This window comes from Acinetobacter sp. 8I-beige, assembly GCF_902505955.1.
In the GTDB taxonomy this organism is placed as follows: domain Bacteria; phylum Pseudomonadota; class Gammaproteobacteria; order Pseudomonadales; family Moraxellaceae; genus Acinetobacter; species Acinetobacter johnsonii.
Genome location: NZ_LR732790.1, coordinates 354930 through 368194, shown reverse-complemented (window position 1 = coordinate 368194; position 13265 = coordinate 354930). Strand labels below are relative to the sequence as shown.

The following is a 13265-nucleotide window of genomic DNA, read 5'->3' as shown; positions in this document are numbered from 1 at the left end:
AACGACCACGCATAAACTTACATAATTTTAATGAATTAACTGAATGACACAATTTTCAGTCCATTGTTTATGCGCTGTTGCCGCATTGTGCGACTTTCATATCAAACGCTATTTTTGAGCTCATTTCTGTCTATGATGACTGCTGTTCTGAACTCCTCATCGGGTTCTGTCATAAGAGGTAGAAAATCAAAGATGAAAGTTTTAACAAAAACACTCACCGCTTCGGCTTTAACCACTGCACTTTTAGCCTCCACTTCCCTATTTGCAAATACCACAGCCAATACATCGGCCAATGTTCAAGTTCAAACCTCGCAGCCAAGCGTATTGCAAAACTTAAAACATGATGTCAAACATGCCGCGCATGCGACAGGTGAAGCGGTTGAGCATGGTGTCGACAAAACCAAAGCATTCAGCAAAGAAAAATGGCAAGACACCAAAGAATTTTCAGCTGAAAAATCTGCTGTCGTAAAAGATAAGGCAGGTGACGTTAAACAGTCTGTTGAGCATAACACCAAAAAAAGTGGTCACTATATAGCGGATAAAGCAAAACAAGGCCAACAAGCGACCAAACAAAAATGGCAGGAAACTAAGCAGGCTGTCAGTGGTCAACCCAAACGTGCTGACGTAAATGGGCAGGCTCAAGTGGAACTAGATACACCTGTTGCTAAAGCTAAAGTCGGTTCATCTGCGGATGCTGCTGTTGGCGTGAAGTAGAAGTTAAACTCCTCCAGAGTTGAAAGAGTCCACATGCTGGGCTCTTTTTTTAGCTATATACGTTTGCACACTACGCTTGTTTACAACCAAGCACATGAAATTCACACAAAGAGGCTTTATGCTAAAACGCTGATTTATGCACGATAGCCCAAGAGGTACACTGCTCTATGAACATGATGAAAACGACACTCTTCTGCGCTCTTTTAATGACAACAGCAGGTGTATGGGCACAAACAGAAACCACCACTCAGCAAGCGCAAAAACCAATTACACCTTATGGTAAAAACCCCAACATCTTTCATGTCTGGGCTTATAAAACGCAAGAAGGTGTGATTAACACGGCGGAAAAAGTCGGGACTGCAACAGAAAAAGGCATCCAAAAAATTCGCCCTTCTGCACACCAAGCCTTGGACAGTGCAAAAACCATCACCAACAACACCGCAGAACAAGCCAAAGAAACAGGACAGCAAGTCACCCAAAATGTGAATAAAAAGCTGCATGAAACCAAGCAAGTGATTACTGGTCAAACCGATCAACCTGCCCCCATTTACCAAGGCAGCTTGAGTCAACCGTCATCAGCACCCGTAGATGCTCCTGCGGTTCAAGCGCCTTCAGTCTCATCTCCACAGCCTGCCGCACCCCAAACAATGAATGAACCCACGATTACCCAAGCACCGTCTTCCTTTACACCTGCTCAAGTAGAAGAAGAAATTAAAGTGACTAAGCTTTAATATCAAAAAAGCCCATCAATTGATGGGCTTTTTAGTTGTCATTATTTGCTTTAATTCACCCGACGGATTGGCTGCCCTGCTTGAAAAGCTTGAGCATTTTCCACCAACTGCTGCACCATGCGCTGACGTGCGTCGACACTGCCCCACGCGTTGTGTGGTGTGATGATTAAATTCGGCAGACGAGCCTCCAATAAAACATTACCCTCTTTGGGTGGCTCAACGGTCAATACATCGGTTGCTGCGCCCGCAATCTGACCCTGTTTTAACGCATCTGCCAAAGCTGCTTCATTGACAATTCCCCCCCGTGCACAATTAATTAAAAAGGCACTTTTTTTCATTTTTGCGAAAGCTTGAGCATCAATCAGGTCACGCGTGTCATCGGTTAATGGGCAATGCAGACTGATAAAATCTGATTGCGCCAGCAAGTCATCAAAGCCCACTCGTGTTGAGTCAGCGTGTGGACGGTTCGGCAAATTACCTACTAAAACTCGCATGCCAAATGCTTCAGCGAGTTTAGCCACTGCCTGCCCCAATTCCCCATACCCTAAAATGCCCAAGGTCTTACCCGAAAGTTCAATAATTGGGTAGCCCAGTAGACAAAACTGCGAGGCTTTATTCCATTCGCCCTGCTGCACCGCGCGGTCGTATTGCAAGCATGAGGTTGCAAGGTTAAGCATCAACATTAAAGTGTGCTGTGCCACTGCTGCCGTGCCATAACCCTGACAATTACACACCACAACACCTTGTACTTTGGCTTGCTGCAAATCGATATTATTGGTCCCTGTCGCAGAGATTAAAATCAACTTTAACTGAGGGCATTGTTTTAGGGTATCGGCATCCAGCATCACTTTGTTGCTAATAATCACATCTGCGTCTTGCACGCGCGCAACAAGCGTCTCAGCATCGGTACTTGGGTAAAGGATCAGTTCATCAAAAACAGCATGCAGTGCTTGAAAGTCCAAATCATTTTTATCTAAGGATGCACAATCTAAAAATACGGCTTTCATTGCTCACGTCCAGTTGTTCTGCATAAGGATAGAGCGCTTATTTAAACCAACTCAGCCCCATTTTTCAACGTAAACACTGTCTTAACCACCTAAAAATAGCCACCACACACAGAAAAAAGCCCGCTATTTAACGGGCTTATTACGATGAATACGAATAGAAATACTGATCTGTTTAATCACATAAAACGTCAGGATCAGTAAGAGAATCAGACCACCACCGAATGTCAGATAGGCTGGGTCTAAACTTTGTGCCAGTACGCTTTGTGATGTTGAAATAAACAGTAATGTTATAAATACAGCCGACCAATGTCTTTGCATTGCTTCCACCCTATTTGATCTTTATCCGTATTGTTTAAAAGATAAACAATACTTTCATATTAAACCAAATAGGACGGAAAACAAGCGCTTGGCCTTAGACCAAAGCCCTATATGAATAAATCACATGAACACATCATAAAAACACATCTGATTCAGCATCGCTTGACACCAAAAACTGCGCTGTTTCTGGAATATCCTCGACCAAATCAAAGCCACCATATTCATCACAGCTAAAGTTAAACTGCTTATAACTAATCAGATAATAATCACTATATTTTTTCATTAACAATGGATGCATTCCAGCGCTCAATTCGGCTTGTTCATGCACCAATTTCATAATCTGACGGTCATTCATCACCACGGTATAGCGCATGTCATTATAGTAAATGTGTACTAGTCCATTACCCTTGGCAAAAATCGGCAGCAGAAACTTATGATTCAGCGCAATGGCATCTGGTGCATAGCTTTCAATCTTTTGACTGATCATGTTGAACACTAAACCATGTCCAAAACTATCCATTAACTGACAGCTATTTTCTTGCGGTAAATTGACCTGAATGCCCAGTTTTAACAGATCGGTCTGGCTCACTTGTCGATTGCTGAGTAACTCGCGAATAATGCTTTGTTTTAGCTTGGCATCAAAAAATTGACCATCTAACTCAAGCTCATTATTTTTCAGAATTCGTCCCAAAGAAAAGCGATGACGCGGCAACAAGTTTTCGATCACTTTACGGTAGTAAAACTTGCTGTTCTTTTTCACTTCACGAATTTTTTTATAAAAATACGGCGCATCAAACTCATGACGTAGAAAGTCATGTAGCAAATCAGAACTGGCTAAAACCGCAATCGCATCATGCCCTGTAAAAGGTAAGTTCAGGGTATTCAGATTCGGCACGACCGTTTGTAATTTTTCATAATGCGCACGGTCTTCAGGGCAGTAAGGGTCATAAATAACAATGTATTCACACTCTGCCGAGACATCCTTCGGCTGTACCTGCATGTCATGGTTCAGCTCAGGCTGATAGAACATGTTATAGCGGTTATCCGTCACCTGTTCAGGGTCAATCGAATACTGCGGCACCAAGGCCACCACGCGCTTAAAACCAAGCAGTTTAGAGTATTTAATCGCAGCATAACCACCCATTGACCCTGCATAGGCAATGCGGGTTTGAAAGGGTGCAATCCACGCGCGAATTGCTTCCAACATCGCTAACATCGAAGACTCTGGAAACCATGACTTTTGTTTTGGCATAATGCCAACCACATTAAAGCCAAACTTGGCTAGCGACTTTTCTGCATTGATCGACGTTCCCTTGGCACGAGTAATCAGATCGCCAAAAGAGAAAATAAGTTCGTCCGATGAACCCTGTAAAAAAATGACACGAATCTGTTCGTCTTCAAAAATAATTTGTTTCGCCATGTCCATGCTGAGAGATTTCATTCCTATAAAGTGAGGTCATGTTCGTTCCATACAGCATAAGCGATTTCATCGAACCAAATGTGTTATTTTATAGATGCAGAGCAGATAAAAAAGCGCAAAATATGACACAATCACTCCATCCTGCAGCACAACACGGGTTTAGCGCAGCTGCTGAACTTTATCAACAAGTGCGTCCAAGTTATCCACAAGAGATCCATGCCTGGCTCACCGAGCAACTGCATTTAAACGCAAATTCACGTGTGATCGATCTTGCCTCGGGTACAGGTAAGTTTCTGCCTTATCTGATTCCGCATAGTGGACAGCTCACTGCCATCGAACCTATCACCGAAATGTTGGCTCAGCTTAAACTGGCTTACCCGCAGGTCGAAACATTACAAGCCTTTAGTGACCATATGCCCCTGCCATCGCAAAGTATCGATGCGGTTTTATCTGCGCAGGCCTTCCACTGGTTTGCCAACATGGATAGTTTAAAAGAAATCCATCGTGTCCTAAAACCGCAAGGGCATTTGGGCTTGGTCTGGAACCAACGCGATACTCAAGTCGACTGGGTCAATGCTCTGGCAGAACGACTCGCTCCCTTAGAAGGAGAGACCCCGCGTTATCATAGTGGACTATGGCAAAAAGTCTTTGAACATCAACACTTATTTCAGTTCAAAAGCCTGCATCAGTTTGCACAGCAACAAACAGGTACAGTAGAACAAGTCGTCTCAAAACGCCTACTTTCAACCAGCTTTATTTCCGCAATGCCACTCGAACAACAACAGGATTTAAAACATCAGTTTGAACAAATTGTGTTGCAGTACACGGGCAAACAGCCACAAGATGAAATCAGTTTTCCTTACATCACCTATGCCTATCACTTTCAAAAAATAGCAGAATAATAGGACACCGATATGAACCCACATACTCTTTCATTGAAACAGGTTCTACTGCCGCTTCTTTTAGGTAGCAGCTTAATCCTGACAGGCTGTAACAAAGCCAATGAATCTGCTGAGCAAGACACGCTTTCGAGCGATGATAAAATTCTGCAAGAACTCAGCTCTGAACCTGTCAAAAGTTTTGCAAAAACAGCCAATGATCCACACGATATTGCGCTCTTGGTCGACTATGACCAGCGCTTTAGTAGCATGAGTGATGAAATGGAAGATGAACTCATGAAAATGCGTGAGGCAGGCACGCTCTCGGATGAATTTGCAAAAACACGTAAACAAGACAATATTCAGTCTGCACTGAATATGCTGAAAGAGCTGGATTTAAAAACAGAACAAGGACGCTACATTCAAACTCTGATGTACCAATATTGGGATAACCAAGCCAAAATCATCCAAGATAAAGCCGCAGCACCACATGATAACGTGAAAGGCCTCGGTGAGCTCATTCATGCCCAAGAGCAGCTTGAACACTGGCAGTCGCAGTATCCTAAGGCTCAAGATACGATGTCGACAGGCTACTAACTCAATCACGGACAAAGAAAAGGGATCAGATGATCCCTTTTCTTTGTATGTGTTCTAACTATGGGCGTTCAGCATATTGTGGTAATGCATCACAAATGTTGTCCCACTCGGCTTGAGATGCCACAAAAATATGCTGCGTCGGCTTTTGCTGTAACGGGGTATCTAAAGTGCCGATCCGCAAACGGTAAAACTCAGGTGTTTCAGCTTTAATACTGACAAGAGGTGAACCACAGTTGCCACAGAAACAACGCTCTGTGCCTGCACTCGATGCATATTTTTTCACAACGTCTTGACCAGAGGTCAGTTTAAAATCCGCCTTAGCAATCGGTGCATTTGTTGCATATGCCGTTCCATTGGCCTTACGACATTTTTGACAATGGCATTGAATAATATCGCCAATCGGCCCATCAATTTGATAAGTCACTGCACCGCACAGGCAGCTGCCCACATACTGCTGAAGATCCGACATCATGATGCTCCTTGAATTTTTTATTCAAATTAGCACAGCTGATTTTCAGTTGCATCGCTTATGGCGAATTTTTTGCCACATTCAAATACTGCATCACACCCTCACCTGCGGCACGTCCTGTTGCAAAACATGCAGTGAGTAAGTAGCCCCCTGTGGGTGCATCCCAGTCCAACATTTCCCCACATAAAAAAACAGCGGGATTGGATTTTAATTGTAGCTGCGGGTTCAGGCCTTTACGGCGCACACCGCCAGCACAACTAATGGCTTCTTCAATCGGACGAAAACCAGTTAAAGGAATCTGTAATTGCTTCACCTGCTGCGCCAATTTTTCAGGGTGATTCCAGTGTTCTTTTGCAACCAACTCTCGCACTAAACTTGCCTTAGCTGCATCTAAACCAGCTTTACGCCAAACATTACTTAAAGACTGTTTTTTTGTCGGTTTCAGACGCACAGCCAATTCTTGAAGCGTGACATCAGGCAGTAAATCGAGCTTCAAAATTAAAGACTGTTGTTGCTTTTGCTGTGCACGCAGCGCTCGACCTTGCTTATAGACCAAACCACTTTCTAGGCCATAATGGGTGATGACGATATCGCCCATACTTTTTTCCGCATCGCCCACCCATGCTGCGATACGTTTCAGTGGCTGCCCAAAGACGGGTTGCATGTAAGTAGACCATTCATGTTCTACTCCAGCATTGCTGGCTTGAAAAGGCTCAATTTCATCGACCTCCAACCAGTTTTGCCAAGCGCCATCACTACCGAGCTGAGACCATGACACCGCTCCGCAAGCCAAGACGATCGCATCATAGCTCTGGCTGTGCACTTGATCACTAATCAAAGATTTAATTTCAAGCGTATGCTCTTTGAGGCTGAGGCATTGATGACGATAGTAAAACTTGACGCCTGACTCAACCAAGCGTTTCAACCATGCACGTAATAAAGGCGCGGCTTTCATTTCAATCGGGAAAATACGCCCAGACGTTCCGACATAGGACTCAATGCCTAAACCTTTCATCCATGCTTGAATCCAGCTTGCATCCCACTTACGAATCCAAGGTGCCAACCATTCGGCTTGATCATAGCGACCTATAAAATGCTCAACAGGTTCGGCATGAGAGATATTTAGTCCTGTTTTACCCGCCATCAGGAACTTACGTGCAGCAGATGGTTTTTGCTCAAACACATCGACCTGAACATCATATTGGCTCAATACTTCTGCTGCCATCAAACCGGCTGGGCCCGCCCCAATAATTGCAATACGCTTTGCCATGATTTATTCAGCTTGATCCGAAGATTGCACCTGTGGGGTCTGACCTTGCAAAGCCTGAAACGCGTCAAAGCGCGTGCGATAACCTTCAGGTTTGGTGATGATCAGCTGTTGGCAGAGCTCACCACGTTCTAAATATTTAATTTCAAAATGCGTGCGCGCTGAGCTATCCGCAATACGCTCTTTTACAAATGGTAACTTCCACACCTCAATCAACTGTTGCTGTGCTTCTTCGATATATTCTGAAATATTGCTGGCTAAAGTAATTTGTCCGCCCACTTGTAAACGTGAAATCAGAAACTCAAAAAATGGCATATTCAACCAGCGCTGCGCAGGATTATGCGGTTCAGGGTTGGGATAAAGAATAAAGAACTGTTCAACCTGCTGCGGTTGCAAGGCATGTACCACCCACGGTAAAGCATCGGCATGTACCAGCTGTAAATTCTGCTGACCTTCTAAGCCATGTTGTTTCTGCATCGCCACAAACTTTTCACGGGTACGCTCAACCGCAATCAGCTTTTTCTCAGGATGATTGGCCGTAAACAATAAAGCATGTTTACCCTTGCCCGCCCCAATTTCCACACACAGTGGATCAGGACTGATCATTTGAAAATCACGAGGCGCATGCATACGCTGGGCTTGAAATTGACGAATCGGCATAATCAGATCAAACTAAGAAAAAACCGCATCAGTCTAACAACTGCCAACGTTTTTGCCTATTTCAATCCGAAAATTTTATCTGGAGTCGATCATGCCACACACTTTCCCTTGTCCCCGTTGTGGAGAAATGAGTCAATGGGAAGACAACGCCTTTCGTCCATTTTGTTCTGAACGCTGCAAACTGATCGACTTAGGTGCATGGGCCAATGATGAATATCGCCTCCCAACGCAAGATGCACCACAAGCAGAAAACTCAGAAGAATAATATGTTTAATTTCATGATATTTTTCATATTTTAAGAGAAATTGTTCATTATTTAATGTCTTAATAGTCACTTAAAAGGATAATTCGTCGACTATACTCCCCCCAAAATTGATACATGCCCACAGCATGATCAGGTCACAAAAACAACATCCTAAAGGGGGATAAGATGAACATCCTAAGTAAGACTATTGTTTTAATTGGCATTTTACTCGCGATCTGCCTATTCAGTTTTGGCATCTATATGCAAGATCTGTTGATCCTATCGGTTGGACTATTAGTGGCCTTATTCTCTATCGTGTTGGCTCTAGAAACCCAACACATTTTGAATAATCCATTTCGCAAATAAAAAAGTCAGCAGCTGCTGACTTTTTTATTTTTTAATGAGACCTCAAAGCGTTTAGCCTGCTTTTCCTGCCACAAAAGGGTTATGTTGTTTTTCAAAACCAATGGTACTGATTGGCCCATGTCCTGAAATGAACTGCGTCTCATCGGGTAGGCTAAAGCATTCACGCTGAATAGAGTCAATCAACTGCTGATGATTACCACGCGGGAAGTCGGTACGACCAATCGAGCCTTTAAACAACACATCGCCGGTCCAAAGCAGACCATAGTTTTTGTTATAAAACATCACATGACCCGGGGTATGTCCAGGGGCAAAACGTACTTCAAACGCTTCATTGCCCAGTTTAAGGACTTCACCGCCTTCAAGCCATGTCGTGACATCCACCTTTTCAGGAATAGGAAAACCATAACGCTGCGAGACTTCTTGGATCATATCCAACCAAAAGGCATCTTCTTTATGCGGGCCAATCACAGGGACATCCCACAGTTTTTTTAATGCCCCGACTGCTCCAGCATGATCTAAATGCCCATGTGTCAACCACAGCGCTTTTACTGTCAAACCCAACGCTTCAATTTCTGCTTTAAGTTTCTCAGGCTCTCCACCTGCATCAATTAAAATTGCTTCTTTACTGTCACTGTCCCAAACAATAGAACAGTTCTGCTGAAATGCCGTTACAGGCACAATTTTAACTTGCAACATAGAGTGTCAACCTCAATTCGTTTTGCTGGCTAATGTCTGCTTTAAGGCATCAAGATTAGCCTGAACCAGCGTATTGAGCAATTGCAAATGATCTCCGCGGCTGTTCAAGGCTGGAATATATTGATACCGCTCTCCACCTTGAGACAAAAACAATTCAGCATTCTGAATCGCCAGTTCCTCTAAAGTTTCTAAGCAATCCGCTGAAAATGCAGGACTCATAATTTGCACCGATTTCACTCCTTGCTCTGCCCATTCGGTCAATAAGGCATCGGTATACGGTTTCACCCATTCTTGCTTGCCAAAGCGGGATTGGAAACTGATCGCCCATTCATCTTCCACTAGGCCTAACTCTGCCGCCACCAACTGCCCTGTGATGCGGCAACGGTCGGCATAGGGATCACCCTTATCGGCATAAGGCTGTGGAATACCATGGAAAGACATTAACAGCTTTTCAGTCCCTCCATGTTCAGCACGGAAATCGCGCACACTTTGCGCTAAAGCCTGGATGTATAAAGGGTGCTGATAATAATCGCGAATAATGCTCAGCCCTGGCAAATTGCGCTGCCTTGGAATCCACTTCGCGAAAGCATCATATAAAGGCGCGCTAGATGTTGCAGAGTACTGCGGAAACAAAGGAAAAAGGACAATATGATCTTGTGGTTTTTGACTCAATTCAGAGAGCAAGGGCTGAATGCCTGGATTACCATAGGTCATCGCAGGGACAATATTCAACTCAAACTCAGGGTATTGCAAAATCAACTGTTGTTGTAACGCAGCCACTTGAGTCAGTAAAATTTCTCGCATTGGAGAATCGCTGCCCCACACCATCTCATAAGCATGGGCAACGCGTTTCGGGCGAAACGGCAAAATAAATAAACGGAGAATAATTTGCCAAAGCGGTTTGGGAATTTCAATCACCCGCTGGTCTGACAAAAACTGATCCAAAAAGCGACGCACTGCTGAAGCTGTCGGTGCATCAGGCGTTCCCAAATTTGCCAAAATAACAGTAACTTTTGCTTTTGTTGCAGTAGACATTCAGCCCTCGTGGCTCGTTTTCGAATGTCTCTACTGTAACAGTTTTCAGTTCATTATCTAAATGGATAACTACGAAGATTGAAATTGAAAAGGCCGATCCTTTTCCAATAAATTACTCTCCAAAAGTTTCGTCGCCTTCGGGGTCAACTGCCAGAGCATGCGCTGACGATCATCTCGACCCGACTGAATAATCCAATCATTTTGACGCATTTGCATTTTAATACTGTGCAAAGCACGAATATTAATTTGCGAGCGCGCAATAGCATGGGCACGAGGCATTTCTAGACGTGCATCATTCAAACCAGTTTCGTTTAAATATTCATTAATGCGTTTGGAAAAATACTCTTCGGGGGTTGGGTGAATAAAGGTTGTCCCCAAAACCGAGAGTAACTGCGCCCAAGTCATCTGCTTTTGAATTTTAAGCTCTTTGAAATTGCCATCTTGATAGGCATGCATCCGATAATCAAAGGCAAAAAACTCATGCATAGCCACTTTGGGTAGAGACAAAAATGGATCAACTTCGCGTTTACCCGCTTCAGTTTCAAGTTGCACCAGTTTGGCTTTGAGTTTATCTATTTCGTCATGCAAGACTTGAGTATTCTGCGGACGTACCCAACCGGACACAGGATAGCGCTCCAGCATCTGCGTCATATTCAAGCGAACGGCCATTTCCAAGTCACGCATGGTGCGATAAGTGAAAACCTGATCGACTTCGTTTTGGAGTAGTTTTCTAAACTCTTTGAATTTTTCACGCAGCTCAGCTTTGTCGTCATGTAAACATAACTCACGGGCATCAGGATCATCATGCATAAATACAATAATAGGCTTTTGTTTGGTGACCGCATAAATGTATTCAAGGTGCATATATCCCACCCCTGACACGGACTGTTCGCCATATTTGCTGCCCAGCAACAATATGACATAGTCACAGTCATCGATCTGACGACGTGCAAAGGCCGTTGAAAGTGGTGTCCGTTGTTCTAATCCCCAAGAAAAAAATCCCATGCCCACTAAAGTTTGGGCCAAAATGATCCGCTCTGGTTGCATCTCGCTTCCAGAGGTGGTTATAAACACTTGATAACGCTTATCGAGCATCGGTTATCCTCATTATTCTTCGCAGCATCCCATCCCCCAAATTCCATTAGATAGACACTGCGACTAACTCAAGCATATTAGGTTGCAATTTTTGACTATATATCAAAATACTCGACTTATTTGTTTAAAAATTAATCAGATATATTTGAAATAGTCCAATTTAGTTCTGGTTCAAGCAAAAGTTGTAAGATAGGTCTCAAACTTTCTGCATTATTTCCACTGACATAACATTCAATTCGAACATCACCATCATGATTTTGTTCAAATAATAACTCATTTTTGATTAAAATACGGGCTGTTTGTCGTGCAACTGCCAGTCCAGAGTCAATTAATGTCAGTTTCTGACCAAAAATAGATTGTATCGCTATTTTCAAAAAAGGGTAATGGGTACAGCCTAAAACTAAGTAATCTGCACCCTGATCGACAACGGGTTGTAAAATATCTTTTAAAGTGGCTAAACATGCCGCACTCATCTGTGCGCCGCTTTCAACAAAAGGTACTAAATCTAAGCAAGTCACTGGAATCACCGTGACTCCCGAAGGCTGTGCAAACTTTTCAACCACATCTTTAATCAGCTGCCCGCGAAAGGTCGCAGGGGTCGCTAGAACAGCTACTGTTTTGGATTTGCTTTGCAATACCGCAGGTTTTAGGGCAGGAACAAGGCCTATAATAGGGAAATTGTCGCCATAGTGCTCGCGTAAATAATCCAAACTAAAGGCTGAAGCAGTATTACACGCCACAACTGCAACCTTACAGCCTTTGCGGTAAAGCCACTCAATCGCTTGTGCAGTCAATTCTCGGATATTTTGATCATCGCGCGGCCCATAAGGCACATGTGCAGTATCGGCAAAATAAATAAATCGTTCATGCGGTAAATGCTTGGCAATTTCTTGAGCGATGGATAAGCCGCCTATTCCAGAATCAAATATCCCAATTGGCGCATTGGCTGTCGCTTTTGGCATGGGGTTGATCAGAGGGAATAAGGGCTGAATGGCACTCATGGGGACTCGTTGCAGTATAAAGTTAAAAGATCAATCAAGCTTAAACCTCAGGTGCCTAATTGCAATAGCAAATCACCACTTTGTAAGCACAGTTTGGCTTCACCTTCCGCATCTTCGCTTAGCTCACCCATTTCCACCAAATGAAAAAAAGCAGCACGCTGAATCAGTGCATTAATGCCAAAGCGAACATGCACATAAGGACGTAGCTCCCCTTGGAAGGCACGCATAAAAATGGGATGGTCTTCATCAACAATCACCACATCCTGTGTGGTCGTGGTCAGTTGTAGGTAGATTTTACCTGCAATTTCGACTTGATCGACCTGATTGACAAATAAAGGCTCATCTTCAACCTCGATTTCAATCTGCTCGACCGGGGTTTTGAGATAAAACTTATCTTCTTCTTTCCAAAGTACCGTTGCAAACAGCTCAATCATGGCTTGGCGTTTGATCAATTGACCTTCGTGCCACCATTCTCCATTGGCTAAAACCTTCAAATCCATTGTGCCACAATGCTTTAGGTGCCATTGATCTAAAGGGGGGATTGACCTTTTGTGACCGGACTGTCCACCTTTTATGTATTGTGCAATATCGGTTAAGTTTTTATTATCAGCAATAGCTACTTTTTTCGTCGGATTTGCTGAGTTGTGCTGCTTATCCATAAAATTCATGCCTGTCTGACGGAAAAATAATATGATTCAGCCAATTGGCTAGAACTCGGTTTAAACCTATACTAGCTCACAATATAAAAGACACGATGATAAATTTTG

Annotated in this window: 17 protein-coding genes; 6 read left to right on the top strand and 11 right to left on the bottom strand. The window is 43.6% G+C overall.

Features of this window, described 5'->3' with window-relative positions; all coding sequences use genetic code 11:
- Positions 1-192 precede the first annotated feature (192 nt).
- Together GVX98_RS01795 and GVX98_RS01790 are read left to right on the top strand one after the other, a co-directional pair.
- Positions 193-714 carry a hypothetical protein gene (locus tag GVX98_RS01795; protein WP_159127096.1) on the top strand — a complete coding sequence of 174 codons (522 nt, stop codon included), beginning with the start codon at positions 193-195 and terminating at the stop codon, positions 712-714.
- Between the two features lie 167 nt (positions 715-881).
- Complete coding sequence (locus GVX98_RS01790; RefSeq protein ID WP_159127095.1) at positions 882-1445, top strand: hypothetical protein; 564 nt, start codon at positions 882-884, stop codon at positions 1443-1445.
- Between the two features lie 50 nt (positions 1446-1495).
- Here the strand turns inward: GVX98_RS01790 and GVX98_RS01785 are convergent, their stop codons facing one another.
- From GVX98_RS01785 to GVX98_RS01775, 3 genes are all read right to left on the bottom strand, one after another.
- Positions 1496-2452 (bottom strand): 2-hydroxyacid dehydrogenase, encoded by a 957-nt coding sequence (locus tag GVX98_RS01785; RefSeq protein ID WP_159127094.1) that lies wholly within the window; start codon positions 2450-2452, stop codon positions 1496-1498.
- Between the two features lie 123 nt (positions 2453-2575).
- Positions 2576-2770, bottom strand: coding sequence for a hypothetical protein (locus tag GVX98_RS01780; RefSeq protein WP_004692607.1), 195 nt, complete (start codon positions 2768-2770; stop codon positions 2576-2578).
- A 133-nt stretch (positions 2771-2903) separates the two neighbouring features.
- Entirely contained in the window at positions 2904-4190 is a 1287-nt protein-coding gene (locus GVX98_RS01775; RefSeq protein ID WP_171503301.1) for a hypothetical protein, read from the bottom strand.
- Positions 4191-4312: 122 nt separating this feature from the next.
- Between GVX98_RS01775 and GVX98_RS01770 the strand changes: the two genes are divergently transcribed.
- Both GVX98_RS01770 and GVX98_RS01765 read left to right on the top strand, forming a co-directional pair.
- A complete protein-coding gene (locus tag GVX98_RS01770) occupies positions 4313-5092 on the top strand; it encodes a class I SAM-dependent methyltransferase (RefSeq protein WP_159127092.1) in 780 nt (259 codons plus the stop codon).
- Positions 5093-5104: 12 nt separating this feature from the next.
- Positions 5105-5665 (top strand): hypothetical protein, encoded by a 561-nt coding sequence (locus tag GVX98_RS01765; protein WP_159127091.1) that lies wholly within the window; start codon positions 5105-5107, stop codon positions 5663-5665.
- A 58-nt stretch (positions 5666-5723) separates the two neighbouring features.
- Here GVX98_RS01765 and GVX98_RS01760 read toward each other — a convergent pair whose 3' ends face one another.
- Genes GVX98_RS01760 through GVX98_RS01750 form a run of 3 tightly spaced genes read right to left on the bottom strand, consistent with a single transcriptional unit; the run spans position 5724 to position 8067 of the window.
- A complete protein-coding gene (locus tag GVX98_RS01760) occupies positions 5724-6134 on the bottom strand; it encodes a GFA family protein (protein WP_004978849.1) in 411 nt (136 codons plus the stop codon).
- Positions 6135-6192: 58 nt separating this feature from the next.
- A complete protein-coding gene (locus GVX98_RS01755; protein ID WP_159127090.1) occupies positions 6193-7404 on the bottom strand; it encodes a TIGR03862 family flavoprotein in 1212 nt (403 codons plus the stop codon).
- Between the two features lie 3 nt (positions 7405-7407).
- Positions 7408-8067 carry an SAM-dependent methyltransferase gene (locus GVX98_RS01750; protein WP_171503319.1) on the bottom strand — a complete coding sequence of 220 codons (660 nt, stop codon included), beginning with the start codon at positions 8065-8067 and terminating at the stop codon, positions 7408-7410.
- A gap of 85 nt (positions 8068-8152) precedes the next feature.
- On the opposite strand from GVX98_RS01750, the gene GVX98_RS01745 reads away from it, so the two are divergent.
- Together GVX98_RS01745 and GVX98_RS01740 are read left to right on the top strand one after the other, a co-directional pair.
- On the top strand, positions 8153-8326 hold the full coding sequence (locus GVX98_RS01745) for a DNA gyrase inhibitor YacG (RefSeq protein WP_004692619.1): 174 nt from the start codon (positions 8153-8155) through the stop codon (positions 8324-8326).
- A 165-nt stretch (positions 8327-8491) separates the two neighbouring features.
- The gene (locus tag GVX98_RS01740) at positions 8492-8671 is read left to right on the top strand and encodes a hypothetical protein (protein ID WP_004978843.1); all 180 of its coding nucleotides are present in this window, start codon (positions 8492-8494) and stop codon (positions 8669-8671) included.
- A gap of 51 nt (positions 8672-8722) precedes the next feature.
- Here the strand turns inward: GVX98_RS01740 and GVX98_RS01735 are convergent, their stop codons facing one another.
- From GVX98_RS01735 to GVX98_RS01715, 5 genes are all read right to left on the bottom strand, one after another.
- Positions 8723-9367: an MBL fold metallo-hydrolase gene (locus GVX98_RS01735; protein ID WP_004978841.1), complete on the bottom strand. Its 645-nt coding sequence runs from the start codon at positions 9365-9367 to the stop codon at positions 8723-8725.
- 12 nt (positions 9368-9379) lie between these two features.
- Positions 9380-10402, bottom strand: coding sequence for a ferrochelatase (gene hemH / locus GVX98_RS01730; RefSeq protein WP_159127088.1), 1023 nt, complete (start codon positions 10400-10402; stop codon positions 9380-9382).
- A 69-nt stretch (positions 10403-10471) separates the two neighbouring features.
- Positions 10472-11497 (bottom strand): DUF4062 domain-containing protein, encoded by a 1026-nt coding sequence (locus GVX98_RS01725; RefSeq protein ID WP_004978837.1) that lies wholly within the window; start codon positions 11495-11497, stop codon positions 10472-10474.
- 131 nt (positions 11498-11628) lie between these two features.
- Positions 11629-12498 carry a glutamate racemase gene (murI, locus tag GVX98_RS01720; RefSeq protein WP_004978835.1) on the bottom strand — a complete coding sequence of 290 codons (870 nt, stop codon included), beginning with the start codon at positions 12496-12498 and terminating at the stop codon, positions 11629-11631.
- Between the two features lie 47 nt (positions 12499-12545).
- Complete coding sequence (locus GVX98_RS01715) at positions 12546-13157, bottom strand: DUF1285 domain-containing protein (RefSeq protein WP_159127087.1); 612 nt, start codon at positions 13155-13157, stop codon at positions 12546-12548.
- Positions 13158-13265: the final 108 nt, after the last annotated feature.

Bases quoted from the DNA above. Each gene is read 5' to 3' on its own strand.
- GVX98_RS01795 (WP_159127096.1), top strand. From the start codon at position 193: ATGAAAGTTTTAACAAAAACACTCACCGCTTCGGCTTTAACCACTGCA.
- GVX98_RS01790 (WP_159127095.1), top strand. From the start codon at position 882: ATGAACATGATGAAAACGACACTCTTCTGCGCTCTTTTAATGACAACA.
- GVX98_RS01785 (WP_159127094.1), bottom strand. From the start codon at position 2,452: ATGAAAGCCGTATTTTTAGATTGTGCATCCTTAGATAAAAATGATTTG.
- GVX98_RS01780 (WP_004692607.1), bottom strand. From the start codon at position 2,770: ATGCAAAGACATTGGTCGGCTGTATTTATAACATTACTGTTTATTTCA.
- GVX98_RS01775 (WP_171503301.1), bottom strand. From the start codon at position 4,190: ATGGCGAAACAAATTATTTTTGAAGACGAACAGATTCGTGTCATTTTT.
- GVX98_RS01770 (WP_159127092.1), top strand. From the start codon at position 4,313: ATGACACAATCACTCCATCCTGCAGCACAACACGGGTTTAGCGCAGCT.
- GVX98_RS01765 (WP_159127091.1), top strand. From the start codon at position 5,105: ATGAACCCACATACTCTTTCATTGAAACAGGTTCTACTGCCGCTTCTT.
- GVX98_RS01760 (WP_004978849.1), bottom strand. From the start codon at position 6,134: ATGTCGGATCTTCAGCAGTATGTGGGCAGCTGCCTGTGCGGTGCAGTG.
- GVX98_RS01755 (WP_159127090.1), bottom strand. From the start codon at position 7,404: ATGGCAAAGCGTATTGCAATTATTGGGGCGGGCCCAGCCGGTTTGATG.
- GVX98_RS01745 (WP_004692619.1), top strand. From the start codon at position 8,153: ATGCCACACACTTTCCCTTGTCCCCGTTGTGGAGAAATGAGTCAATGG.
- GVX98_RS01740 (WP_004978843.1), top strand. From the start codon at position 8,492: ATGAACATCCTAAGTAAGACTATTGTTTTAATTGGCATTTTACTCGCG.
- GVX98_RS01735 (WP_004978841.1), bottom strand. From the start codon at position 9,367: ATGTTGCAAGTTAAAATTGTGCCTGTAACGGCATTTCAGCAGAACTGT.
- hemH (WP_159127088.1), bottom strand. From the start codon at position 10,402: ATGTCTACTGCAACAAAAGCAAAAGTTACTGTTATTTTGGCAAATTTG.
- GVX98_RS01725 (WP_004978837.1), bottom strand. From the start codon at position 11,497: ATGCTCGATAAGCGTTATCAAGTGTTTATAACCACCTCTGGAAGCGAG.
- murI (WP_004978835.1), bottom strand. From the start codon at position 12,498: ATGAGTGCCATTCAGCCCTTATTCCCTCTGATCAACCCCATGCCAAAA.
- GVX98_RS01715 (WP_159127087.1), bottom strand. From the start codon at position 13,157: ATGGATAAGCAGCACAACTCAGCAAATCCGACGAAAAAAGTAGCTATT.